Source organism: Sporofaciens sp. JLR.KK001 (assembly GCF_036941055.1).
Taxonomy (GTDB): domain Bacteria; phylum Bacillota; class Clostridia; order Lachnospirales; family Lachnospiraceae; genus Sporofaciens.
This window is the reverse complement of record NZ_JAYMNO010000001.1, coordinates 578,203-599,414: the sequence shown is the minus strand read 5'-3', so window position 1 is coordinate 599,414 and position 21,212 is coordinate 578,203. Positions and strand designations below refer to the sequence as shown.

Sequence of the window (21,212 nt, the reverse complement as noted above, 5' to 3'; positions counted from 1 at the left end):
ATATCAAACAGCCTTTTGATATGTCCGATACAGCGCCGGCAGCAACGCCGCCGTCAACACTGCATATAACACGATGATAACCGGTATTTCCCCAACAATCTTTCCTCCAATGGAATACAGATTAAAGAAATTAAGTGCATTTCCCGCCTGCAGCAGCTGATCCGGCAACAGCCCAAGGATCTTATTTACCACGGGGCTTTTGATATTACCGACAAAGGAGGGAAGAAAAAGCACCATAACAGGGGCTATCATTGCCATCACCGTCGACTTCGTCCTGGCAGATACGAACATACTCAAAAAAGAGAGGAATAAGCATCCGATATATCCGCCCGCTCCGATCACGAGATACTTCTTAAGATTCGTGATATGGTAAAAATATTTCCATCCCGCCATGCTTGACTGAACCTGGAGATTCCATCCGTCCGCACCCAGATACAGCAGCATGATTCCCGTGTACACGAAGAATATTGCAAAATATACCGCCGTTACAATACATAATCCTGCCTTGATCTTCGCCAATACTGCTCTATTTCTACCATATTCGCTTGAAAAAAAGACAGCATCCGATTTCCAGGCAAATTCATTTGAAAAAACCCCTGACACAAGATAACACAAGATTAACATACTAATCATCACGATCGTCGGCGCAAACTCAAATAACTGCACCCATCCCGCCATGTAATCATAATAAAAGGGCGTCTTAAGGCTCTCGTACCGTTCAATCAGATATTGCTTCTCTTTATCAGAAAATTGATCCTTCGCTTCGCCTTCCAGCCATTCCTTCAACAGCGCCGTCCTGTTCTTGTAGAAATCTGCCGCCATCTCTTCTGTCAGAGAATCTGCTCGGTAGTAATCATATTCCCGGAATCCCTTCGCATAAGCACAATTCAGAAGTTCTCGTATCTCCTTGATCCCCTGCCCCCGGCTGTAAGCGATCTCATTCTGGGTAATATCCTGCGCAAGCGCCTCCGGAGAATTCCGTATTCTCCAATTCTCTGCAATCACCTGACTGATCTTTTTTTCGTCCAGCTCACCCGCCCATTCCTTCTGCGCCGACTTAAGTTTTGAAACTGCATCCAGTCCTCTCTGTGTATTGCCCTCTTCATCCACATAAGAAATATCCAACGCAAAGCAGCAGGTAACGCCCATCACAAGAAACAGCACCAACACCGCGATCTTACTGCTTGTTCTGGAGAAGACTTTCTTCACCTCATATCTCATCATCGTTCTCACCTGCTCTTTCACCAAAATAATCCAAAAATAAATCCTCCAATGTTGCTTCTTCCCTTACGGCGCGGCTATTGGGTTTCTCTGATGATATCAAACGTAAGACAGCCCCTCCCGGTATCGTTTTCACATTAGACACTTTATAATTTCTCATATACCGCTCTATTTCTTTCTTTTCCACCTCAAGAGACCACACCTCTTCCGGCATCGCGGACAGCAGCTCCTCAGCAGTTCCGGATGCCTTGATCTCTCCGCCCTGCATCAGCAGTATCTCATTCGCGATATACTCAATATCCGATACGATATGGGTGGAGAACAGGACCAGTCTCTCACCTGCAAGCTCGCTGATCAGATTGCGGAAACGGATCCTCTCATTCGGATCCAGCCCGGCAGTCGGCTCGTCAAGAATTAAGATCTTCGGATCTCCCAACATGGCCTGCGCGATCCCTACCCGCCGTTTCATCCCTCCTGATAATTTCTTCATCTTCCTTTTTGCCGCTTTCTTCATACCGACCTGATCCAGCAGGAGCTTGATCTGCTGCCGGGCAGCGGCCGGGCGTACCCCCTTGATAGATGCGATATACATCAGATAATCGTAAACCGTAAAATCCGGATAATACCCGAAATCCTGCGGGAGATACCCCAGGATCTTCCGGTATTCCCCATCCATTTCAAATATATCTTCACCATCCCATGTAATACTTCCGCCTGTCGGTTTTAACAACGTACACAGCATACGCATAAGTGTAGTTTTCCCTGCTCCGTTGATGCCCAGCAGCCCATACACCCCTGCTGTCATCGTATATGATACATTTCTAACAGCCGTCATATCTCTGAATTTCTTCGTCAAATTCGACATTTTTAATTCCATAATGTGCTTACCTCCGAACCCATTCTGTTACTGGATAACACCCAAAAGCAAATACAGCAGGTCACAATATACGGAAGGAAAAACTGAATCATCATTTCTTCCGCAAATACGGTTCCAGTCAACACTACCGACAGAGCAGTATTTCATTATTGCGGGATAGTATTTCGTGACAAACCTATCAAATGCATTCTCATCTCCCATACGCATTTTCTGCACCAGTAGAAAATCCTCGTCCACGTCATGATTCCCTCCTTCCTTAAGTTTCAAAAGCGCTTTCTATATACTATAACGTTGGTTGGCCGTAAAAGGATAGTCTAATCATAAGAAAATATATAAATACCGGATTGTTCGAAGCCGAATCTATCTCATCTATGATAAGAACGATAAAGTCGCAATATCGCCGTCTTTCCATACTGTCAAATATGGTTGCCATTTTGGAGAAAAACAGCTATAGTAATATTGTTGCTTTTTAACTTTTATATGATAAGGATAGTACGGATGAATATACGTGATCTAATGCTATTTCAGACCATCGTAAGGGAAAAAGGTCTGACGAAAGCGTCTAAGATGCTTTATATGACCCCGCAGGGTCTGAGCAGAGTCATTAAGAATCTGGAAAACGAACTTAACTGTCAGCTTCTTGTGCGGACATCGTCAGGAATTGAACTCACAGAGAGCGGCACATGCCTGTCAGAATATGCTGATAGGATAACGGCTGATTATGAGCAGCTTCGCAATGAACTCTTACATATTCGGCAGCGGAGCCGCGGTGTCGTCGATCTGCTCTCTGCATACGGCATCCTGCGTCTCGTCACACCCGAATGTATCACGGCTTTTCGGAAGCTGTATCCTGAAATTGAGTTCCACTACAGAGAATATCCCGACAGACAGGTAGAACGGCTCTTTCAGGAAAGAGAGGGAAATGTCGCATTTTCTATTGCGGATTTTGACGAAAGCCTGTACGACATAACAGAACTTGAAACATTTTCCATCAAGCTTCTGGTCAATGAACGGCATCCGCTAAGCGAATGCTCATCTGTTACGATAGACGCTTTACGAGGTGAACCGCTCTATATAGAGAGCCATGAATTTAAGATTCATCATTTGATCAAGAATAAATGCCGGGAAGCCGGATTCGAACCGAACATTATATTCGAGACAAGCGGATTCAGTCTATGCCATAAGATGGTGAAGGACAACAAAGGCATCTCTGTCACTGTAGATTTTGTATTTGACGATATGAAAGAGAAAGGTATGAAACTCATTCCCTTTTCAGACGGGATATATGAATGGAAAATGTGTATGCTCACAAGAAAAGGCGATAAACCTTGTGAGGCTGTTCAGTTATTCAGACAACATATTATAGAATGGATCAAATCGATAGAGAATGGCGATATCACCAGATAATTAAATACCATCAACTATTTGTGAAGATGAAACCACATTTTTGTACACTTTTAATATAATTAAAAGCTTCAAAAATGTGGTTTTTTGTGTATTATTTTACTTTTATTGACAATTATAATAAAATATATGACTTATATACTTTATCTATTTTACATTTCTCAAAAGCATATTTATGATAAACATACAAAACATCCAGAAAACTAAGGAGGAAATTACAATGATGAATGTAAAAATGGGAGCAAAAGAGGTCAGTCTAAGGAAAGTTCAAAAAGATGCCGAGGATTCCTACAAAGGCGGGTATTTCTGCTGCGAAGCAGTCATGAATGCAATCAGGAATAATTTCGAGATCGACGTACCAAAAGAAGTAATCGGCATGGCATCGGCAATGTCTGTCGGAGCAGGCCGTTCTGGTTGCATGTGCGGCGCATTGAACGGCGGAATCCTGGCATTGGGTATGATCTTTGGAAGAACCGAACCACTAGGGCCAAAAGATCCTGACGTGAACAAATGTATGTCTTATTCCAATGAACTCCACACATGGTTCAAGGAGCACAATGGAAAGAACGCTGTCTGCTGCAGGATTCTCACGAAAGAATTCGATATGGGGAAAGGCGAACACAAGGAACAGTGCATCTATTTCACAGGATTATGTGCCTGGAAAGTCGCTGATATCGTCTGTCGTGAACTGGGCATCACTAACACTGACACAGAGACAGAGCCGGCTCCCCGCAGTTAATCCAATGACAGAGAGATGAGGTAGATCAAATGAAAGACAGCATCAAAAGAGTTCCAATACCGCTGTGCGGCGTTATGCTCGGACTTGCGGCGCTTGGTAATCTCTTACAGAGCTATTCCGAAGGCATCCGCTATGTATGCGGAATTGCAGCGGGCCTTCTGCTGATTCTTATATTGCTTAAGCTGATCCTTTTTCCGGCAGCGATAAAAGAAGATATGAAGAATCCGATCATGGCAAGCGTATCCGGTACATTTTCCATGGCGCTTATGCTTCTCAGCGCTTATGTGAAACCATTCATCGGACCAGCAGCATATTACATCTGGCTGTTCGCCATCGCGCTGCATGTGGTTCTGATCATATATTTTACAGTGAAATTCATCGCAAAGCTTCAGATGCCGAAAGTATTCGCAAGCTATTATATCGTATATGTAGGAATTGCAGTCGCGGCGATCACGGCGCCGGCCTATGAGAAGCTAAGTATCGGAAGCGCCGCGTTCTGGTTCGGATTCGTATCTTTGCTCGTACTGCTTGTGCTGGTCACAGTCCGTTATGTCAAGTATACAGAGATCCCCGATCCGGCGAAACCGCTGATCTGCATCTACGCAGCCCCTACGAGCCTGTGTATCGCCGGATATGTGCAGTCTGTAATGCCGAAATCCTACGGAATGCTTATGGCAATGTTTGTATTGGCAAGTGTATTGTATGTGTTTGCTCTTGTGAAAGCGATCGGGTATTTCAAGCTCCCGTTTTTCCCAAGCTATGCGTCGTTCACCTTCCCATTTGTCATCAGCGCGATCGCCTCGAAGCAGACAATGGCATGCTTGGCTAATATGGAACGACCGGTCCCGGCGCTTAAGTATGTGGTTCTGATCGAGACGATCATCGCAGCAGTATTCGTACTGTATACGCTGGTAAGGTTCCTTCAGTTCATCTTCGCAGGACCAAAGAAGTAAACGATACGATCGAAACAGGCTGTCTCCGGCACAGAAGACAGCCTTTCTATAATCAAATCTTTTTGATCCTCTCAATCGCCGCCGCGGTATTCTCATAAGAACCGAATGCCGTCAGCCGGAAATACCCTTCTCCGCTTGGTCCAAATCCTGACCCAGGCGTTCCCACAACATGAGCGCGTTCTAACAGGTGATCGAAGAATTCCCACGACGTCATTCCCTTCGGTGTCTTAAGCCAGATATACGGTGCGTTCACCCCGCCCGACACCTGATAGCCCGCATCCTTCAATCCCTCATAGATGACTTTGGCATTCTTCATGTAATAAGCGACCTGCTCCTTAAGCTGCGCCTTCCCGGCTTCGGAATACACGGCCTCCCCCGCCTTCTGCACGATATACGGCGCTCCGTTATATTTGGTTCCATGACGTCTCGCCCACAGGGAATGGAGCATAACCTCCCCGCACTTCACATCCTTAGGGATCACCGTTGCGCCAAGCCGCACGCCCGTGAACCCGGCATTCTTCGAGAAGCTTCGAAGCTCGACAGCACAGGTTCTCGCCCCCTCGCACTCGTAGATACTGTGCGGCACATCCTCCTGGGAAATGTACGCCTCATAGGCAGCGTCATAGATAATGACCGCTCCGACCTTGTTGGCATAATCCACCCATTCCTGGAGCTGCGCCTTCGTGATGGCAGATCCAGTCGGATTATTGGGAAAACACAGATAGATAATGTCCGGAGTCTCTTTCGGAAGCTCCGGCGCAAAATCCGTCTCCTCCGTACACGGCATATAGATCACATCGCTCCAGGTCTCCTTATCCGTATCATAGGATCCTGTGCGCCCCGCCATCACATTCGTATCCACATAGACCGGATAGACCGGGTCGCATACAGCGATCTTATTATCCTTCGCAAAGATCTCCTGGATATTGCCGGAATCGCACTTGGCTCCGTCCGAGATGAACACCTCATCCGCCTTAATATCGCACCCTCTGTCCTGATAATCATTCTTCGCCATGGCGTTTCTTAAGAACTCATAACCTAGATCTGGCGCATAGCCGTGAAATGTCTCCGCGTGCGCCATCTCGTCCACCGCACTGTGCAGCGCCTCTATGATCGCAGGCGCGAGCGGCTGCGTCACATCACCGATTCCAAGACGGATGATGCTCTTATCCGGGTTCGCTGCCTGGAATGCCGCCACCTTCTTTCCTATTGTTGAAAATAAATAACTGCCTGGTAATTTCAGATAATCTTCATTCACTTTAAACATATACTCTTCCTCCCTGTTGATGTATTCCGGCCGGTAGTTCGATCTCTCCCTCGAATACCGTCACTGCCGGCCCTGTCATATAGACCTTGCCGCTCTCTTCATCCCATTCGATCATCAGGCTTCCGCCTGACAGCTTCACTGTAACCTTCCGCCCGGCAAGTCCGTTCAGGATACTTGCCACGGCTGCGGCGCAGGCCCCTGTTCCGCAGGCAAGCGTTTCTCCGGAGCCGCGCTCCCACACGCGCATCTCTATGGTCTCCCTGTCGATCACACGGACGAATTCTGTATTGATCCTGCGGGGGAATCTCTCATGATTCTCGAACTTCGGACCGATCCTGTCGATATCCAATTTCTCCACATCTTCCAGGAATACTACCGCATGCGGATTGCCCATGGATACGCCTGTGATCTTATATTCCATCCCGTCCACCACAATTGGTTCATCGATCACCTCTTTATCTTGATCTCCCGCATCCGCAGACTGCTCTCCTGCATCCGCTGCAGGCTCCACGGCTTCCTGCCCCACAAACTGTTCATTATCGCCGAATACTTCTTCTCCTAACACCGCAGCTCCATCCGGCGTACCTTCTTCCGGAACCTCGAAGAGAATCGGTATTCTCCCTGCCCTAAGCTCCGGCATCCCCATATCTACTCTGATCTGCACGGCCTTGCCGTCTTCCACCGTCAGATCCAGATATTTGATACCACCCAGTGTCTCAACCGATATACTGGTCTTATCCGTAAGACCATAGTCATAGACATACTTTGCAACACAGCGGATTCCATTCCCGCACATCTCGCTGCGGGAGCCGTCTGCGTTATACATCACCATCTCGAAATCCGCCTTCTCTGACGGACAGATCAGGATCAAACCATCCGACCCGATCCCGAAATGTCTGTCGCTTACATATCTCGCCGCTTCCGCCGGGTTCTCCACCTTCTCCTTAAAACAATTCACATAGACATAATCATTTCCTAATCCATGCATCTTCGTAAATCTCATCTCTTGAACTTCCTTTCCTACTCTGCCATAACGCTCAAAACCATCTCCGCCGTCTCGACCATATTCGTACCGCTGTCCATACTGCTCTTCTGCAGATATCTGTGGGCTTCCGCCTCCGACATATTGTTACGGCTCATCAGCAGCTCCTTCGCCCTCGTTATCACCGCTTTCTGCTGCAAATTCCGATTCTTCTGCTCTAATTTCCGCCTCTTACGCCTCTGCTCTATGGTGCAGTGCATCATTTCCAGGGTATTCATCAGATCATACGCCTTGACCGGCATGGACAGACCGATCACGCCTTCCACAGCGCCCCCGGTCCATTTATCCGAGGATGCTACCAGAAGCATCTCGAAATCACCAGGCAGATACTCCCGAAGCTCCGTATACATCATATCCTTCAACTTATACCCGCACACCACGATTCCCTCATCTGCCATATCTGCATATTGCAGTGCCTGTGCGCCTGCCGTGCAGACTCCGGTGACATCCATCCCGCCGCGCACTATCAGGTTGCGAATCTTGGCCGCATTATCCCTATTGGGAAATGCAACTATAATACTAACCAAACTCACACCCCCTGCCGTCCTACATCCGATGCAGATACCTTCCAATCTCCCACTCTGTAACCTGTGCACGGTAATCCGCATACTCCTTCTCCTTCGCCTGGATCAGCTTCCTTGATAGATCTTCCCCAAGTACAGACTGGATATACGGATCCTTCTTGAATTCTCCTGCCGCCTCCAGGAGACTTCCAGGCAGCTTCTCTATCCCGGCTCTCTCCCTCTGCTCTTCCGTCATCTCGAAGATATTACAGTCAATGCTGGCCGGCGGTAAGATCTCCTGCCTGACTCCCTCCATACCTGCTGCCAGACATACCGCAAAGGCAAGATACGGATTCGCGGTCGGATCCGGACTTCTAAGCTCCACTCTTGCCGATGTCCCCTTGACTGCCGGAATCCGCAGCAGCGGCGTCCGGTTCTTAGCCGACCATGCAATATAAACAGGAGCTTCATACCCCGGTACCAGCCTCTTATAGGAATTCACGATCGGATTCGTGATGAAACTGACCGCTTTCATATGCTTCATGAGTCCGCCGATAAAATAATATGCCTCCCGGCTCAATCCCCTCTCATCCTTCGCATCCGCGAATACATTGACCCCGTCCCTGTGCAGGGACATATTGATATGCATCCCGGAACCGCTGATCCCATACTTGGGCTTGGGCATAAATGCAGCGTGCAGACCGTGCCGCTTCGCGATCGTCTTCGCCACCATCTTAAACGTCATGATGTTATCCGCCATTTCCAATGCCTCGCCGTACTGCAGGTCAATCTCGTGCTGTGCAGGAGCGATCTCATGATGGGACGCCTCTATCACGAATCCCATATCCTCCAGGGTCAGTACCATATCGCGCCTTGCATTTTCCCCCAGGTCGAAGGGACCCACGTCAAAATACGTCGCACTCTCATGTGAAAGAGTGGTCGGCCTTCCGTCCTCATCCGCATGGAACAAGAAGAACTCACATTCCGGCCCCACATTGAAGTCATACCCCGAAGCCTTCGCCTCTGACAGCACCTTCTTCAGAATATATCTCGGGTCACCCTCGAAGATACTCCCGTCCGGCTTATAGACATCGCAGATCAGCCTCGCCACCTTGCCTTGCTGCGGCCTCCACGGAAATATGGTAAATGTATCAAGATCCGGATACAGATACATGTCCGAATCCTCAATTCTCGCAAATCCCTCAATCGACGACCCGTCGAATATGATCTGGTTATCCAGCGCCTTCTCAAGCTGGCTCGTCGTAATGGCGACATTCTTCATCGTACCGAAGATATCCGTGAACTGCAGCCGGATAAAGCCCACGTCCTCTTCTTCCACTAATCTTAAGATATCCTTTCGTGTATAGTGATTCATAGGTATCTCCCTCCTGTTAAATTCTCCCCCATTCGGGCGGACTGCCGTCCGATACAATAATATAAAAATGGGCGTTCTCATGCCATGATGAAAACGCCTTTGTTTTGTCTTATTGATTATAGAATAAAAATATGCAGTTTGTCAACTTCTATTCGGCCTCTTCCCAGCCTCCGTCCGCTCCTGACACATAAGAGTTGCCGTTGTTGTTGCCGCAGCTAATGCCTCTCTTGATCGGCGCAAGACAGAATCCCTTGATCACACCGAACAGAATGCAGCACAGGATTACCAGCACCTTCTCTGCCGGCGTCCAGTCCCTTCCGAAAAATTCCTTAACGCTTTCCCATATATCTCTCACCAGAATATCCTCCTTCTTCATTATAGATACGATTTTAATTAATTATAAGATATTTCCAGCCAAAATGGAAGCCATACATTGAAAAAGTATTTTATATTTGTTAGAATAAGATTGCTGTTCAGGCAATGAATCCTACGAATGAGGTGATAAGACTATGGGACTTGCAATTCCTATTGAGACAAGCGCGCGGCACATCCATCTGTGCCGGGAAGATTTTGATATATTATTCGGAGAAGGAAAGGAGCTGACCTTCAAGGCTGAATTAAGCCAGCCCGGGCAGTACGTCTGCGAAGAACGGCTTGCCGTGAGAGGCCCGAAGAGCTCCTTTGAGAATGTTGCCGTTCTGGGACCTTTCCGTAACGAGACACAGGTGGAGATCTCCATGACCGATTCCCGCAAGCTAGGGATCCCCGGTATCATCCGTCAATCCGGAGATACGAAGGATACTCCCGGCTGCATCTTAGAAGGTCCGTGCGGCCAGATCGAACTGGACCACGGTGTGATCGTCGCTAAGCGCCATATCCATATGACTCCCGTCCAGGCGATCCAGCTCAACGTGAAGGACAACGACGAAGTATTCGTGATCATGGAGAGCTTCGAACGCTCCCTGATCTTTGCCGATGTGGTGGTCCGCGTCCATCCGAACTTCGCACTTGCCATGCATGTAGATACCGACGAAGCCAATGCCTTCGCCAATGAGAATAACCCGACCGGAGCGCTTTTGAAGCTCTTTGGCGGACGTACATATAATTTACAGAAATGGGCGGAAGAACTGCAGAACGGAATCAACCGCTTCTGACTTACGCTACATCTTCGCCGTCAGCGTCTTCGCGCTGACTCCACTGAGCATCCCAAGCTTCCCGGACAGCGAACTGGTTGCGTCCCCGGGCGCATCCAGTACCACACTGATAATCGATACTCCCCGTTCTCTGTAGGGAATCCCCATACGTCCGACTACATACTGCCGGAATTCATGGAGCAGTTCATTGACCGCACCCGCCGACTCTTCCTCCTTAATAATGATACTGATCACCGATACCCTGTTATCCATCGTCTCTTCCTTTCTTCTCCTATTACCGATCCTTCATCTGCCGTCCCGCGGCATCCAGATGATACCCTTCCTTATAGATTAATTCCGACACCGGAACCAGCCGATACCCCTTCTTCTCCAGACCATTGATCAGCTTCTCCAGAGCCTCAGCCGTGTATTTCGTTCCGCTGTGAAGCCGGATGATCGCTCCGTTCTTCAGATTCTCGTCCTTCAATACCGTCTTCGCAATCTGCTTCGCTCCGTAATCCTTCCAATCGAGACTGTCCGCGGGCGATACACCTGACAGTTCAGGAAACCCAAGGGCTGACGGCCAATTTCAACATCAGCTCTTCACCTCAACATATTCCCATGCCATACGGCACATTTTCTTATCATGGGCAATGCCGATACATAAAACCCTGCCTTCTAGCCCCGCATAATATTGCTTGTCCATAATCTGTCTGAGCGCTTCTTCCTTTAACTTCATAATATCCTCGCCCTGCTTAAACTCTATCAAAACATGACACAGCCCAAGCCGCAGCGCTTCTAACCGGATATCACTTCTCCCAAGTCCCATCTCCACGTTGCTTGTCACCTTATAAAGTCCGCGCAAACTGATACACATCCCAAGAAACAACATATGGTACGCATTCTCTTTTGCATCAAAATAGCTTGTACAAGAGGTAACGATTTCCTGATAGACAGACATAAAATGCTCCATATCTCCATTCTGCAGATACCAGAACATCCCACGCAGACTGTCATCCGATATATGTGCTTGTTCCGCCACTATCTTCTGCAGTTCTGCTCTTACTTCATCATTTGGTATACGCATCTTCATGAGTGTATTATCATACCTTAAATGAGAACGTCCATCTATTCTGTCAGGGCCATGCTTCACGGTATGTCCCTGAGTATCATCTGACACCGTCACATACCCCGAATTCACCAGCAGCCCCCACAAACTCTGTGTATCCTGAAGTTCTATGAAAGAAGTTTCCAGGTTCACACCCGCTGTCGTTTCACCCTCTTCTATTAATCTGTCAAAATCCTTCCTGAAATGATTACCCGCGCTTCCAAGTGATTGCCTGATCAGATAATTCGTGGATGTATTGACCCAGTAATCACCTAATCTCTTATTCTTGGCATAGTTCAAGACAGACCATGGGTTATAGATATCCATCCCTCCGAACCGATACCCGTTATATTTACGCCTGACTTCCTCCGTCAGGCCTAATCCATAATGTTCTAATACTTTCTGGGTTTCATCTGCCGTCATACCAAAATATCCTGCATAATCCTTACATACAACAGAATATACCTGCAGGTTGTTCAGCTTTGAGAAAATACTCTCCTTTGCAACTCTCTGGATCCCTGTCAAAAGCGCCTGACTGACATACTCATTTCCTTTCAATGCGGCTCCATACATTGCACTGAAAAAATCCCCCATCTCCTCCCTGTATTCATTCTCATAACTGCAAAGTACAGGCTGATCATATTCATCAACTAATAGAACGGCCTCTTTTCCATAAAAGCGGCACACTGCTGTCAACAAGTATTGAATGGAAAAAGAAAGATCCGTTCTGTCCAGCTTCTTCTCCAAACCATCCTGAAGCGTCTGGTAAAACTGAATATAATACAAATCCTTTTTATCTACCGTTCCTTCAAATATCTCATAATATCTCCGGTATTCCTGAAAAATGCTGTTCCACACAGACTGCATAAGCTCCTTTGGATTATTGCCGGTACAATCTTTGAACGTAAAATAAACTACCGGTCTGGAATTCATCTCCTTGACGTATTCTGTTTCCATAATGTTCAGCCCGTCAAACAATTTGCGGCTATCCCTGGTTATATCCAGAAACTCCCGAAGCATCGTCATATTCAGAGTCTTCCCGAATCTCCGAGGACGTGTGATCAGCGCCGCGGTATCCTTCTTTTCCAGGAATTCCTTAATAAACAGTGATTTATCTACATAGTATTCATTCTTCTCCCGCACCAGCCGAAACTGGTCATTACCAATTGGAAGTGTCCTATTCATAGTAATCTCCTCCATATGACCGGAAAATATGAATGGCAAAATGATATCTCCATCATCTGATTCCCCTGTATTTTTTCATTATACTTTATTTCTTCTCCTTTCACAACCATTATAAAATTCTAACATTCCAAAATAACGAGCAAAAAACTCACCCGAAACATTTATTCAGACTTTCCACAGAATCTCAATAGAATCATCATATACTTTAATTTTTTCAATAAATGCCTGTGCCGTTATCTTTTTCTCTTCAAACTCTAACTGGCCGAATATAATGCCCTGGTAATCCTGTTTTCTATTGCGCTCCGGCGATTGATACCTTTCTAAAAGCTCAGTCTTCCGTGCGTCTAATGATTCCAATTCTTTGTTTATGTACTGCATAGTAATATCTGACGCCTCCGACATCAGATTGATAAGCCTTTGTATTTTATCAGCTATTTCTTTTAGCTCATATTGCCTGTTCCTTTCTTTTTCGGCATCCGGTACCTGTATTTGCTCCTGTCTGCACTCGTCAAGTATCTTCTCTAACTCATTCTGAACCTCATATTCAATCTCTTCCGGTCCCTGGGTAAACGACTTCTTGCTGCAGATATGAAGGTTGCCTCTTCCGCTGCAATAAAGATATTTCTTATCCTTCCATTTCCTCACAGTCAGACTATAACCACACTTCCCGCATTTCAGTAAACCTGTCAGCCACGTACTTTTTCCTTTCCCGGCATTCCCAATCTGCTTATTCTGATCCAGTTTATACTGGCATGCAATCCAGATATCAGAAGGTATTTTCCCCGGGAAATTTGTCAGAGACAAGACATGCTCCTGAAGGCTGGTATACTTTCGTACATTGCCGGTACGTTTTCCAACTACATGTGCGGAACAAGTTCCGTCAAATTCTTCCAACGTATTAGAGAATCGTTTGATTCCTCTGCTTTCATAATAGTAATATATTTTTTCATCTGCCTGAACATAGACAGGAGAATGCAGAATTCTTGACAAAGCTACATTATCCCATGCAGCCCTCTTTTTACATGGAATACCCCGCTTTGTTAAGTCACTTGCAATCGCACCAAGCGAAGTATCCTCCAGAGCATATCTGTAGAATATTTCCTTTACGACTTCAAATTCTTCCGCATAATCCAAAGACGGCACATGACTGCCTTTTTCATTTTTGATTTTCACATTTACCATGCCATACGGCGCGGGACCTCCGGGCCAGTTCCCCTGACGTATCCGCGTATAATAGTTGTCCGTCACACGTTCTCCTATCGTCTCCCGTTCCAACTGGGCAAACACCATAATAATGTAGATCATGGCTCTTCCCATCGGAGTAGTAGTATCAAATTTTTCGTTTACGGACACGAACTCCACCCGGTTCTTTTCCAGTTCATTCCATAGTTGACCAAAGTCAATGATCGACCTGCTCAGGCGGTCCAGGCGGTAGACGATTATTTTACTGATTTTCCCGTCTTTTACGTCTTTTATCATAGACTGAAAACCCGGGCGCAGAGTGTTCTTACCGCTAAATCCTTTGTCTTCATATATAAGTGCAGTTTCCGGATGACTGCACTCGTGTTTGCACAGATCAATCTGGCTCTTGATGGACAGAGATTCTTTTTTGTCTTTGGATTGCCTGACGTAGATTGCTTCGCGAAACACAATCATCCGGTTCACCTCCTCCCGACGGTAGAATTAAAAATCTTTACTTCTGTCTCTTTTCTCCGATTCTTTTATCCGCCTGCAGCTTTATCAGCAGGCTGCGATAAATATGCACAGCCTCCTGCTTCGGTTCATAATCCCTGGTCTTTGGTTTCCTTATGTTCGTCACCTTCATCCATATTTGCCTCCTTCTTGTCTATAAATATGCATGTCTGCCTGTCCCAAATTACGGAAATCAAGGAACCAATAATGGCGATCTCTCTGGTTAGTGAGAAAGCCTTTTCCCAATCCGTGCCATGGGGGTTCACTTACATAAAACATATTCTCTACATTTGCTGACATATGTATCTCTCCTCTCTACTAATGGGCTCCTTCTTAAATTTTCTCCGCACGTGATCCTTCCTCCTGCCTGACAGCATAAAAATAGGGTGAAGTCCCGCAAGAACTTCACCGTAGGTTAATGGTTTCATAGTTATAATATGTAATTGAATAATTGGACTCTTCCATTCTATCGTTTTAACGAAACCCGCTATGAATGGAGACAGATATGGAGAATACATACTCATTTTATTCGTATACTTTTTTGATTTACTTTACAATCCTCGGATAATACTTAAATAATCCTGTCTGTGATCTACCACTGCATATATGATTACTTCCTTTTGGCTTTCGTTAAAGTTCAATCCGCCACCTCCGTCCGAACGATATTATACTTCAAATTAAGTCCTCCTGCAGCATATTTCTCAAATCGTCAAAAGTCTCTCTTACAGGCGCAACTTTTCCGTTGTTCACATCACTCTCTGCCTCGGCAAGAGTCTCTAAAAGTTCGATTCTGGCTTTCATCCGTTTATATTCCTCATAAGCTAATGAAACCGTATCCCCTCTCCCATTCACTGTTATGATAACTACCGTATTATCTTCCCTGCACTGTTTTGATATTTCATGATATTGATTTTTTCGCATAGAGCAAATTACTCCCAATTCAACCTCTTCCATACTACACCCAAGGCTCTTGGCAATCTGCCTGTATAGATACCTATTACACTTTTCATTCTGTATCGCCTGTGTCAATCGACCATTGGATCGGATAATAACCGCATGCCTCTATCACCCTGATCAAGGAATCATCATAACTATCATAGGGCAGGCGGAATAGCTGCATATCCGCACCCGTCAGCGCCTTCACCTTCTCATGAACCTCCATGATCTCCGCACGCTGCTGCTCTTCATCCATCTCCACCATACTCTTATGGCTTTTACTGTGATTGGCAAGGTCATGGCCCTCTTCCTTGATAATACCTGCAAGCTCCGGGTATTTCTCCACCCAGTCGCCGGTAACAAAAAATGTCGTATGGATTCCATGTATTTTCAATATATCCAGAATTTGCCGTATATCCTCGTCTCCCCAGGCTGTCTCAAACGACAATGCAACCGCTCTCTTACTGGTCTCCACAGAACAGATCGGCATCTCCTTACCGTTCACATTGCCGGAAACCGTCGAAAAACTGGAAATATACTTGAAGGATCCCGCGAGCGCAATCATCAGCGTCAGCGCAAGGATCCCGTAATTCTTCCATCTCTTAAGCTTCTCTTCCATATACATAACTCCAGACATTCGCCTTTGTTAACAGTATATGAATTCTCCTCCCGGAAATATACAATTAGTGACGCCGTGTCTTATACTCCCCTATATATATTCTCATGACAACTATACCAAACTCTCATAGGAATTCTCCATCACATTCGGAAGTAGAGAATAGATGTTGCAGCCGCACAATCCATCAAAATACTTCTTAACCTCCATGAACGCCCGCCACTTATCTAAGGTAAAATCCGGCAGACCATTCCTCAGCGCAACATCTACCAGCCTCTTCTCCATGATACATGCCCCGCCGGGCAGCGATACCGCATCACATAACTGTATCAGCTTATCATAATCATCATATTCTATCTGATCCAGATATTCTTCAAGGAAGGCCAACTGATCATCCGAGCAGTCATATCTCCCCGCGAAAGTATGGACGTCCTTCATCGGAAACGAATGGGTCAGGCAGATACGGGCAAGCTTCGGCTGATCAAGCTTCATCATATAGTCATACCCGTCAAAAATGTGCAGGATACCCTTAATTCCCGCCCTTCGCCCAATATCATGCATCAGTCCCATGATATACGCCGTATCGGCATCCATCCCTTCTGCTTTCCCGGCAATCAGCCTGGCATTACCGGCAACGGACAGACTATGCTCCCTCCACGGTCCGGGATTCAGCTCTACTCCCTGTTCCAATTCTCTCTCGGCTTCTCTTGCTGTCAGCACCGCGCATTCCCTCCCTTTGTATCATTGAATTAGCTAATGTGACAGTTAGCCGCAGAACTCAATCCCATTCTCTTCACTCATGCTCTTAACCCGCGCCAGCGACTCTACTCTCACACCCATCTCCCGAATCCTCTGGCCGCCCGGCTGAAATGCCTTCTCAATACAGATACCCGCACCGATCAACGTCGCTCCTGCTTCCCTCACCAGCGCGATCAGCCCCATCAAGGCCGCTCCGTTTGCCAGGAAATCATCGATCAGCAGTACCCTGTCCTCTGGCCTTAAGAACTCCCTGGATACGATAATGTCGTACACCCGCCCGTGGGTAAATGATTCCACCTTCGACGTATATACATCCCCCGCGATATTCTTCGTCTTGTTCTTCTTGGCAAAAAGCACCGGAACGCCGAAGCACTGGGCCGCCACACATGCGATCCCGATTCCCGATGCCTCGATCGTCAGGATCTTAGTGATCTTCTCCCCTTCAAATAACCGCTGAAATTCCTTCCCAATCTCTGTAAACAACTCCACGTCCATCTGATGATTCAAAAACTTGTCCACCTTAAGTACATCATTACCCTTCACGACACCGTCTTTTCGGATCCGGTCTTCCAATAATCTCATAAGTATCTTCCTCACTCTTTTATCTTGTCAATATCTGTCAGATTTACCCCCAGGCTGGTAAGCAATGCCTTCAAAAGCAGGTATTGGTCTTTTAATCTTGCATACGTTCTAACTGCATTCTCTTCCTTTGCCAACATCATATATTCCTGTATATTTTTGAATTCATCCAGGGCATTCTTCATTATCTCTGCACCGTTCATACCATCCCCCCTCTCTTTTGGCATATCATTCATATATTGATTTTATTATAGCAATAAGCGATTTTTATGTAAAGCCTTTTCCGCTCCCGTGGAGAAGTGATATACTTAAATACAGAGAAACTATAACATAAAAGGAATTATGAACGATCATGAAAAAAATACTTTGCAATCTCTTCTACACACTCATCATACTTCTCTTCGCAACTGGGCTGGCATTCTTATTCTTTCATTTTGTGAAGGATAATACCGCCAATATCGCACTGGTCTATATCCTGGCGCTCATCCTGATTGCGCGGGGAACCACCGGATACCTGTACGGCATCCTCTCTTCCCTGTTCTGCGTCATTTTTATCAACGGATGTTTTACTTATCCGTTTTTTGAGATCAACTTTTCCATGAGCGGATATCCGGTCACTTTCGTATGTATGCTGATCATTGCCATCACAACCAGCGCCATGACCACCAAGCTCACCAAACAGGATGAGATGATCGCGGAGAGAGAACGCAAACTCAATGAAGCTGAAAAAGAACGGATCCGGGCAAATCTCCTGCGTGCCATTTCCCACGATCTGCGCACACCCCTGACCAGCATCATCGGCTCTTCTGCTTCTTATATAGAAAACCATACAGAGCTTAGCTCCGAAGAAAAATTAGAACTGATCACCACCATTAATGAAGATTCGAACTGGCTCCTTAACATGGTGGAAAATCTATTGTCCGTCACCAGGCTTCACAGCGACGGACATAAAGTCACCAAAGAACAGGAAATCGTAGAAGAAGTTGTATCTGAAGCAATCGACCGGTTAGAGAAACGTCTGCCTGACGCCTCCATCCTCGTCTCTGCTCCGGATGAGATGCTTATGATTCCCATGGACCCGCTTCTCATCGAACAAGTTCTGATCAATCTGTTGGAAAATGCTGTGGTTCACTCGGAGAGCGCACGGCCTGTAGAGCTGGTTATTACTGACGACGGACCAACGGTCACCTTCCACGTGATCGACCACGGAAAAGGCATACAGGAATCCGCCCTGCCAGATATCTTCAGCGGTCAGTATAAGGGTTCTCTTACCTCTGACACCAAACGCGGCATGGGAATCGGACTCTCCATCTGCCGCACGATCATACAGGCGCATGACGGCACGATAACCGCGCGGAATCATGAAGACGGCGCGGAATTCGCGTTTTCCCTTCCGGCATCATAACATTATAACCGTGATGTCCAAACATCCCGACAGATTCATGGGCACGCTGCACATAGCCCCATTCCCTGATCCTTAATATAATGAAATCAGTAGTTTGATGGTAACCGTACCAAAGAAAGGATGATAGGCTATGAAGCACGAAGAGTTACGTTCTCTGGTCGAGGACAGAAAAGAAGAACTGATTCAGCTATGCAGTGAAATGATTCGCATTCCCAGCGAGAACCCTCCGGGAGAAATGGATGCAATGATATCGTATTTGTGTGCATACCTTGACAAGCATGGAATTCAATATGAGATTGTAAAGGGAAATGAGTCCGCGCCTAATATCATCGCCCGGATGGGGCAAAAAGACGGACGCGTGCTGCTCCTTAACGGACATTGCGACGTTGTCCCGGCAGGCAATCTTGAAAAGTGGGATTTCGATCCTTTCGGCGGCGAAGTACGCGGCGGGAAAATCCTGGGCCGCGGCGCCTCCGATATGAAAACCGGTCTTGCCGGTCTGCTGTTCGCTATGGGGATCCTGGCGGATAATAAGGTGCCCCTCAATGGAGAGGTTGTCCTCAGCATTGTTCCCGATGAAGAAGTCAGCGGCCAGTTTGGTACAAAGTGGCTGGTCGAAAATAACGTAATCCACGGTGACGCCTGCCTGATCGCCGAACCTACCGGATCCTTGAATTGTGAGATCGGACAAAAGGGCTGCTGCTGGCTCAAACTGACGGCATCCGGAGAACCTGCACACGGCAGTCTGGCCCCCTTTGCCGGCGACAATGCAATCAACAGGCTGATCAAAGTCCTGAACAGAATCGAAGCGATCCGTGACATTACGCCGCGATATGATGACGCAACGGCTGCTGTTATGGAGAAATCCCGCGATATGGCTAAAAAGCTGATCCAGGCAAAAGGTGCACAACATGTCCTGAATCACTGTACCGTTAACCTCGGCAAGATTAGCGGAGGAACAAAGGTGAATATGGTACCTGATTACGCAGAGGCCGAGATAGATATCCGTATACCGATCGGCGTTTCCTGTGAGATGGTGGAAGAACAGGTGATCCGCATCATCAAGGAAAGCGGAGTCGCAGGCGTTTCCTACTCCTTCTGCTGGCGATCCGAAGCAAACAGCACTTCCGATACAGAAGAGATCGTAGAGATTGTCGCTGACCACGTTGCCAAGATATGTGGCGAACCGCTGGCACGCACTTATCAGTGGGCAAGCAGCGACGCACGGTTCTTCCGCTATGCCGGTATTCCGACTCTTCAATATGGTCCGGCTAACCTGGAAGGTATCCATGCCTATAACGAAACCGTCGATGTTCAGGATGTTGTCAACGCAGCCAAAATCTATACCTGTACCATCATAGATTATCTGAATGGGAAGAATTAAAATAAGGAGTATCTATGGAAAAACGCTGGAAAGCCGAGCCGCAATACCCAAAATCATAGAACTTGCCAAAACTTTTAAAGACATCGACGCATTGATCTTAAGCTGTGCGGATGATCCAGCAGTTCCAGAATTAAAAGAACAGCTTGATATTCCTGTCATTGGAGCGGGCAGCAGCGTTGCTATCAAGAAGAACGGGGCTGCCAGTCATTGATCCTGTAACGGCAGAGGGTCTTATGACCTATTATGAGTATATAAAAACATTATAAATATGAGAGGAAACGGCAGAAAACAGATATGAATAAGAAGATTGGAGCCATTACAATCGGCCAATCTCCCCGAAACGATCTGATTCCTGAGATCGAATCTTATTTCAGGGGAGCGGAAATACTTCAAATGGGCGCATTGGACGGTCTGGATAAATCCGAGATCCAGAAGCTTGCACCAGACACAGATGACACTGTACTTGTATCAAAGCTTCGTGATAATAGCTGGGCCGTCATGGGAGAACGCAAAGTCATTCCGTTATTGCAGAAATGCGCCGATACGCTGAGCAGTCAAAAAGTATCATTGATCGTTATGTTCTGTACTGGGAAATTCCCGGATGTTCTGCGGGCAGATGTACCGATCATCTATCCGCAAAAGCTGATATACAATATCGTGCCGGTGTTGGCAGACGGAAAACGAATCGGAATTATGAATCCTGAAGCTGCCCAGACCGAGCAATGTATAAGAAATTGGGGCACAGCATCGGATAAAATTATCGTAACAGATCTGAATCCCTATGATCCCAATGCGGATATTGAAGGGGCTGCGTCTATAATGATGAAGAATCATGCGGATATCATACTTCTTGATTGTATCGGTTATACCAGAAGAATGAAATCCCAAATAGAGGAATTGACAGGCAAGCCGGTTATCCTGCCAAGAACATTAATTGCAAGGATTGTGGGGGAACTTCTTGAATAAAGCTGGGAGCTGAGCATATCATAATCACTGGCGCAAGTATCATTGATATACACGGTAATGCTGCAATG

27 protein-coding genes are annotated in these 21,212 nt (G+C 46.6%); 8 read left to right on the top strand and 19 right to left on the bottom strand.

The genetic code is table 11. From position 1 onward, the window contains the following. Positions 1-3: 3 nt before the first annotated feature. From VSQ62_RS03205 to VSQ62_RS03195, 3 genes are read right to left on the bottom strand one after another with little or no spacing between them, the layout of a single operon-like run. Positions 4-1,224, bottom strand: coding sequence for an ABC transporter permease (locus VSQ62_RS03205; RefSeq protein ID WP_334633166.1), 1,221 nt, complete (start codon positions 1,222-1,224; stop codon positions 4-6). Further along, entirely contained in the window at positions 1,211-2,098 is an 888-nt protein-coding gene (locus VSQ62_RS03200; protein ID WP_334633164.1) for an ABC transporter ATP-binding protein, read from the bottom strand. The genes VSQ62_RS03205 and VSQ62_RS03200 overlap by 14 nt, the downstream gene beginning before the upstream one ends. Positions 2,099-2,125: 27 nt before the next feature. Further along, positions 2,126-2,365: an RNA polymerase sigma factor gene (locus VSQ62_RS03195; protein ID WP_286145361.1), complete on the bottom strand. Its 240-nt coding sequence runs from the start codon at positions 2,363-2,365 to the stop codon at positions 2,126-2,128. Positions 2,366-2,596: 231 nt separating this feature from the next. Between VSQ62_RS03195 and VSQ62_RS03190 the strand changes: the two genes are divergently transcribed. From VSQ62_RS03190 to VSQ62_RS03180, 3 genes are all read left to right on the top strand, one after another. After that, entirely contained in the window at positions 2,597-3,505 is a 909-nt protein-coding gene (locus VSQ62_RS03190; protein ID WP_334633162.1) for a LysR family transcriptional regulator, read from the top strand. A 220-nt stretch (positions 3,506-3,725) separates the two neighbouring features. Further along, entirely contained in the window at positions 3,726-4,241 is a 516-nt protein-coding gene (locus tag VSQ62_RS03185; protein ID WP_334637547.1) for a C-GCAxxG-C-C family (seleno)protein, read from the top strand. 29 nt (positions 4,242-4,270) lie between these two features. Then, complete coding sequence (locus tag VSQ62_RS03180) at positions 4,271-5,194, top strand: TDT family transporter (RefSeq protein ID WP_334633161.1); 924 nt, start codon at positions 4,271-4,273, stop codon at positions 5,192-5,194. Between the two features lie 52 nt (positions 5,195-5,246). Here VSQ62_RS03180 and VSQ62_RS03175 read toward each other — a convergent pair whose 3' ends face one another. The 5 genes from VSQ62_RS03175 to VSQ62_RS03155 all read right to left on the bottom strand — a co-directional run bounded on the left by VSQ62_RS03175 (position 5,247) and on the right by VSQ62_RS03155 (position 9,736). Beyond that, positions 5,247-6,461: an LL-diaminopimelate aminotransferase gene (locus VSQ62_RS03175; RefSeq protein WP_334633160.1), complete on the bottom strand. Its 1,215-nt coding sequence runs from the start codon at positions 6,459-6,461 to the stop codon at positions 5,247-5,249. Beyond that, a complete protein-coding gene (gene dapF, locus VSQ62_RS03170) occupies positions 6,454-7,464 on the bottom strand; it encodes a diaminopimelate epimerase (protein ID WP_334633158.1) in 1,011 nt (336 codons plus the stop codon). The genes VSQ62_RS03175 and dapF overlap by 8 nt, the downstream gene beginning before the upstream one ends. 17 nt (positions 7,465-7,481) lie before the next feature. Beyond that, complete coding sequence (locus VSQ62_RS03165; RefSeq protein ID WP_334633156.1) at positions 7,482-8,030, bottom strand: ANTAR domain-containing response regulator; 549 nt, start codon at positions 8,028-8,030, stop codon at positions 7,482-7,484. 19 nt (positions 8,031-8,049) lie between these two features. Continuing rightward, positions 8,050-9,381 carry a type I glutamate--ammonia ligase gene (glnA, locus tag VSQ62_RS03160; RefSeq protein ID WP_334633155.1) on the bottom strand — a complete coding sequence of 444 codons (1,332 nt, stop codon included), beginning with the start codon at positions 9,379-9,381 and terminating at the stop codon, positions 8,050-8,052. 148 nt (positions 9,382-9,529) lie between these two features. Further along, the gene (locus VSQ62_RS03155; RefSeq protein ID WP_334633154.1) at positions 9,530-9,736 is read right to left on the bottom strand and encodes a hypothetical protein; all 207 of its coding nucleotides are present in this window, start codon (positions 9,734-9,736) and stop codon (positions 9,530-9,532) included. 154 nt (positions 9,737-9,890) lie between these two features. Here VSQ62_RS03155 and pduL point away from each other — a divergent pair, with 154 nt between their 5' ends. Continuing rightward, positions 9,891-10,535, top strand: coding sequence for a phosphate propanoyltransferase (gene pduL, locus VSQ62_RS03150; protein ID WP_334633153.1), 645 nt, complete (start codon positions 9,891-9,893; stop codon positions 10,533-10,535). 6 nt (positions 10,536-10,541) lie between these two features. On the opposite strand, the gene VSQ62_RS03145 is transcribed toward pduL, so the two are convergent. From VSQ62_RS03145 to VSQ62_RS03095, 11 genes are all read right to left on the bottom strand, one after another. Beyond that, positions 10,542-10,787: a TM1266 family iron-only hydrogenase system putative regulator gene (locus tag VSQ62_RS03145; protein WP_334633151.1), complete on the bottom strand. Its 246-nt coding sequence runs from the start codon at positions 10,785-10,787 to the stop codon at positions 10,542-10,544. A gap of 22 nt (positions 10,788-10,809) precedes the next feature. After that, complete coding sequence (locus tag VSQ62_RS03140) at positions 10,810-11,001, bottom strand: polysaccharide deacetylase family protein (RefSeq protein WP_334633150.1); 192 nt, start codon at positions 10,999-11,001, stop codon at positions 10,810-10,812. A gap of 108 nt (positions 11,002-11,109) precedes the next feature. Then, positions 11,110-12,807 (bottom strand): AAA family ATPase, encoded by a 1,698-nt coding sequence (locus VSQ62_RS03135; protein ID WP_334633149.1) that lies wholly within the window; start codon positions 12,805-12,807, stop codon positions 11,110-11,112. A gap of 165 nt (positions 12,808-12,972) precedes the next feature. After that, positions 12,973-14,463, bottom strand: coding sequence for a recombinase family protein (locus tag VSQ62_RS03130; protein WP_334633148.1), 1,491 nt, complete (start codon positions 14,461-14,463; stop codon positions 12,973-12,975). 37 nt (positions 14,464-14,500) lie between these two features. Beyond that, entirely contained in the window at positions 14,501-14,632 is a 132-nt protein-coding gene (locus tag VSQ62_RS03125; RefSeq protein WP_334633147.1) for a hypothetical protein, read from the bottom strand. Continuing rightward, positions 14,629-14,799, bottom strand: coding sequence for a hypothetical protein (locus VSQ62_RS03120; RefSeq protein WP_334633146.1), 171 nt, complete (start codon positions 14,797-14,799; stop codon positions 14,629-14,631). Before VSQ62_RS03120 ends, VSQ62_RS03125 begins: the two co-directional genes overlap by 4 nt. A 372-nt stretch (positions 14,800-15,171) precedes the next feature. Beyond that, complete coding sequence (locus tag VSQ62_RS03115; RefSeq protein ID WP_334633145.1) at positions 15,172-15,420, bottom strand: type II toxin-antitoxin system prevent-host-death family antitoxin; 249 nt, start codon at positions 15,418-15,420, stop codon at positions 15,172-15,174. Positions 15,421-15,505: 85 nt separating this feature from the next. After that, the gene (locus VSQ62_RS03110; RefSeq protein WP_334633144.1) at positions 15,506-16,054 is read right to left on the bottom strand and encodes a polysaccharide deacetylase family protein; all 549 of its coding nucleotides are present in this window, start codon (positions 16,052-16,054) and stop codon (positions 15,506-15,508) included. A 111-nt stretch (positions 16,055-16,165) separates the two neighbouring features. Then, positions 16,166-16,771 (bottom strand): HD domain-containing protein, encoded by a 606-nt coding sequence (locus VSQ62_RS03105; RefSeq protein ID WP_334633143.1) that lies wholly within the window; start codon positions 16,769-16,771, stop codon positions 16,166-16,168. Between the two features lie 45 nt (positions 16,772-16,816). Beyond that, the gene (locus tag VSQ62_RS03100; RefSeq protein ID WP_334633142.1) at positions 16,817-17,392 is read right to left on the bottom strand and encodes a xanthine phosphoribosyltransferase; all 576 of its coding nucleotides are present in this window, start codon (positions 17,390-17,392) and stop codon (positions 16,817-16,819) included. An 11-nt stretch (positions 17,393-17,403) separates the two neighbouring features. Beyond that, on the bottom strand, positions 17,404-17,592 hold the full coding sequence (locus VSQ62_RS03095; RefSeq protein ID WP_334633141.1) for a hypothetical protein: 189 nt from the start codon (positions 17,590-17,592) through the stop codon (positions 17,404-17,406). A 149-nt stretch (positions 17,593-17,741) separates the two neighbouring features. Here VSQ62_RS03095 and VSQ62_RS03090 point away from each other — a divergent pair, with 149 nt between their 5' ends. The 4 genes from VSQ62_RS03090 (at position 17,742) to VSQ62_RS03075 (ending at position 21,144) form a co-directional block, all read left to right on the top strand. Continuing rightward, a complete protein-coding gene (locus tag VSQ62_RS03090) occupies positions 17,742-18,794 on the top strand; it encodes a sensor histidine kinase (protein ID WP_334633140.1) in 1,053 nt (350 codons plus the stop codon). 130 nt (positions 18,795-18,924) lie between these two features. Next, complete coding sequence (locus tag VSQ62_RS03085) at positions 18,925-20,178, top strand: M20 family metallopeptidase (RefSeq protein WP_334633139.1); 1,254 nt, start codon at positions 18,925-18,927, stop codon at positions 20,176-20,178. Next, positions 20,165-20,389 carry a hypothetical protein gene (locus VSQ62_RS03080; RefSeq protein ID WP_334633138.1) on the top strand — a complete coding sequence of 75 codons (225 nt, stop codon included), beginning with the start codon at positions 20,165-20,167 and terminating at the stop codon, positions 20,387-20,389. The genes VSQ62_RS03085 and VSQ62_RS03080 overlap by 14 nt, the downstream gene beginning before the upstream one ends. 83 nt (positions 20,390-20,472) lie before the next feature. After that, positions 20,473-21,144: an AroM family protein gene (locus VSQ62_RS03075; protein ID WP_334633137.1), complete on the top strand. Its 672-nt coding sequence runs from the start codon at positions 20,473-20,475 to the stop codon at positions 21,142-21,144. The last annotated feature ends 68 nt before the right edge of the window (positions 21,145-21,212 follow it).

Bases quoted from the DNA above. Each gene is read 5' to 3' on its own strand.
- VSQ62_RS03120 (WP_334633146.1), bottom strand. From the start codon at position 14,799: ATGTCAGCAAATGTAGAGAATATGTTTTATGTAAGTGAACCCCCATGG.
- VSQ62_RS03090 (WP_334633140.1), top strand. From the start codon at position 17,742: ATGAAAAAAATACTTTGCAATCTCTTCTACACACTCATCATACTTCTC.
- VSQ62_RS03185 (WP_334637547.1), top strand. From the start codon at position 3,726: ATGAATGTAAAAATGGGAGCAAAAGAGGTCAGTCTAAGGAAAGTTCAA.
- pduL (WP_334633153.1), top strand. From the start codon at position 9,891: ATGGGACTTGCAATTCCTATTGAGACAAGCGCGCGGCACATCCATCTG.
- VSQ62_RS03200 (WP_334633164.1), bottom strand. From the start codon at position 2,098: ATGGAATTAAAAATGTCGAATTTGACGAAGAAATTCAGAGATATGACG.
- VSQ62_RS03095 (WP_334633141.1), bottom strand. From the start codon at position 17,592: ATGAACGGTGCAGAGATAATGAAGAATGCCCTGGATGAATTCAAAAAT.
- VSQ62_RS03190 (WP_334633162.1), top strand. From the start codon at position 2,597: ATGAATATACGTGATCTAATGCTATTTCAGACCATCGTAAGGGAAAAA.
- VSQ62_RS03110 (WP_334633144.1), bottom strand. From the start codon at position 16,054: ATGGAAGAGAAGCTTAAGAGATGGAAGAATTACGGGATCCTTGCGCTG.
- VSQ62_RS03075 (WP_334633137.1), top strand. From the start codon at position 20,473: ATGAATAAGAAGATTGGAGCCATTACAATCGGCCAATCTCCCCGAAAC.
- VSQ62_RS03130 (WP_334633148.1), bottom strand. From the start codon at position 14,463: ATGATTGTGTTTCGCGAAGCAATCTACGTCAGGCAATCCAAAGACAAA.
- VSQ62_RS03175 (WP_334633160.1), bottom strand. From the start codon at position 6,461: ATGTTTAAAGTGAATGAAGATTATCTGAAATTACCAGGCAGTTATTTA.
- VSQ62_RS03135 (WP_334633149.1), bottom strand. From the start codon at position 12,807: ATGAATAGGACACTTCCAATTGGTAATGACCAGTTTCGGCTGGTGCGG.
- VSQ62_RS03080 (WP_334633138.1), top strand. From the start codon at position 20,165: ATGGGAAGAATTAAAATAAGGAGTATCTATGGAAAAACGCTGGAAAGC.
- VSQ62_RS03125 (WP_334633147.1), bottom strand. From the start codon at position 14,632: ATGAAGGTGACGAACATAAGGAAACCAAAGACCAGGGATTATGAACCG.
- glnA (WP_334633155.1), bottom strand. From the start codon at position 9,381: ATGAATCACTATACACGAAAGGATATCTTAAGATTAGTGGAAGAAGAG.
- VSQ62_RS03100 (WP_334633142.1), bottom strand. From the start codon at position 17,392: ATGAGATTATTGGAAGACCGGATCCGAAAAGACGGTGTCGTGAAGGGT.
- VSQ62_RS03145 (WP_334633151.1), bottom strand. From the start codon at position 10,787: ATGGATAACAGGGTATCGGTGATCAGTATCATTATTAAGGAGGAAGAG.
- VSQ62_RS03180 (WP_334633161.1), top strand. From the start codon at position 4,271: ATGAAAGACAGCATCAAAAGAGTTCCAATACCGCTGTGCGGCGTTATG.
- VSQ62_RS03205 (WP_334633166.1), bottom strand. From the start codon at position 1,224: ATGATGAGATATGAGGTGAAGAAAGTCTTCTCCAGAACAAGCAGTAAG.
- VSQ62_RS03115 (WP_334633145.1), bottom strand. From the start codon at position 15,420: ATGCGAAAAAATCAATATCATGAAATATCAAAACAGTGCAGGGAAGAT.
- VSQ62_RS03085 (WP_334633139.1), top strand. From the start codon at position 18,925: ATGAAGCACGAAGAGTTACGTTCTCTGGTCGAGGACAGAAAAGAAGAA.
- dapF (WP_334633158.1), bottom strand. From the start codon at position 7,464: ATGAGATTTACGAAGATGCATGGATTAGGAAATGATTATGTCTATGTG.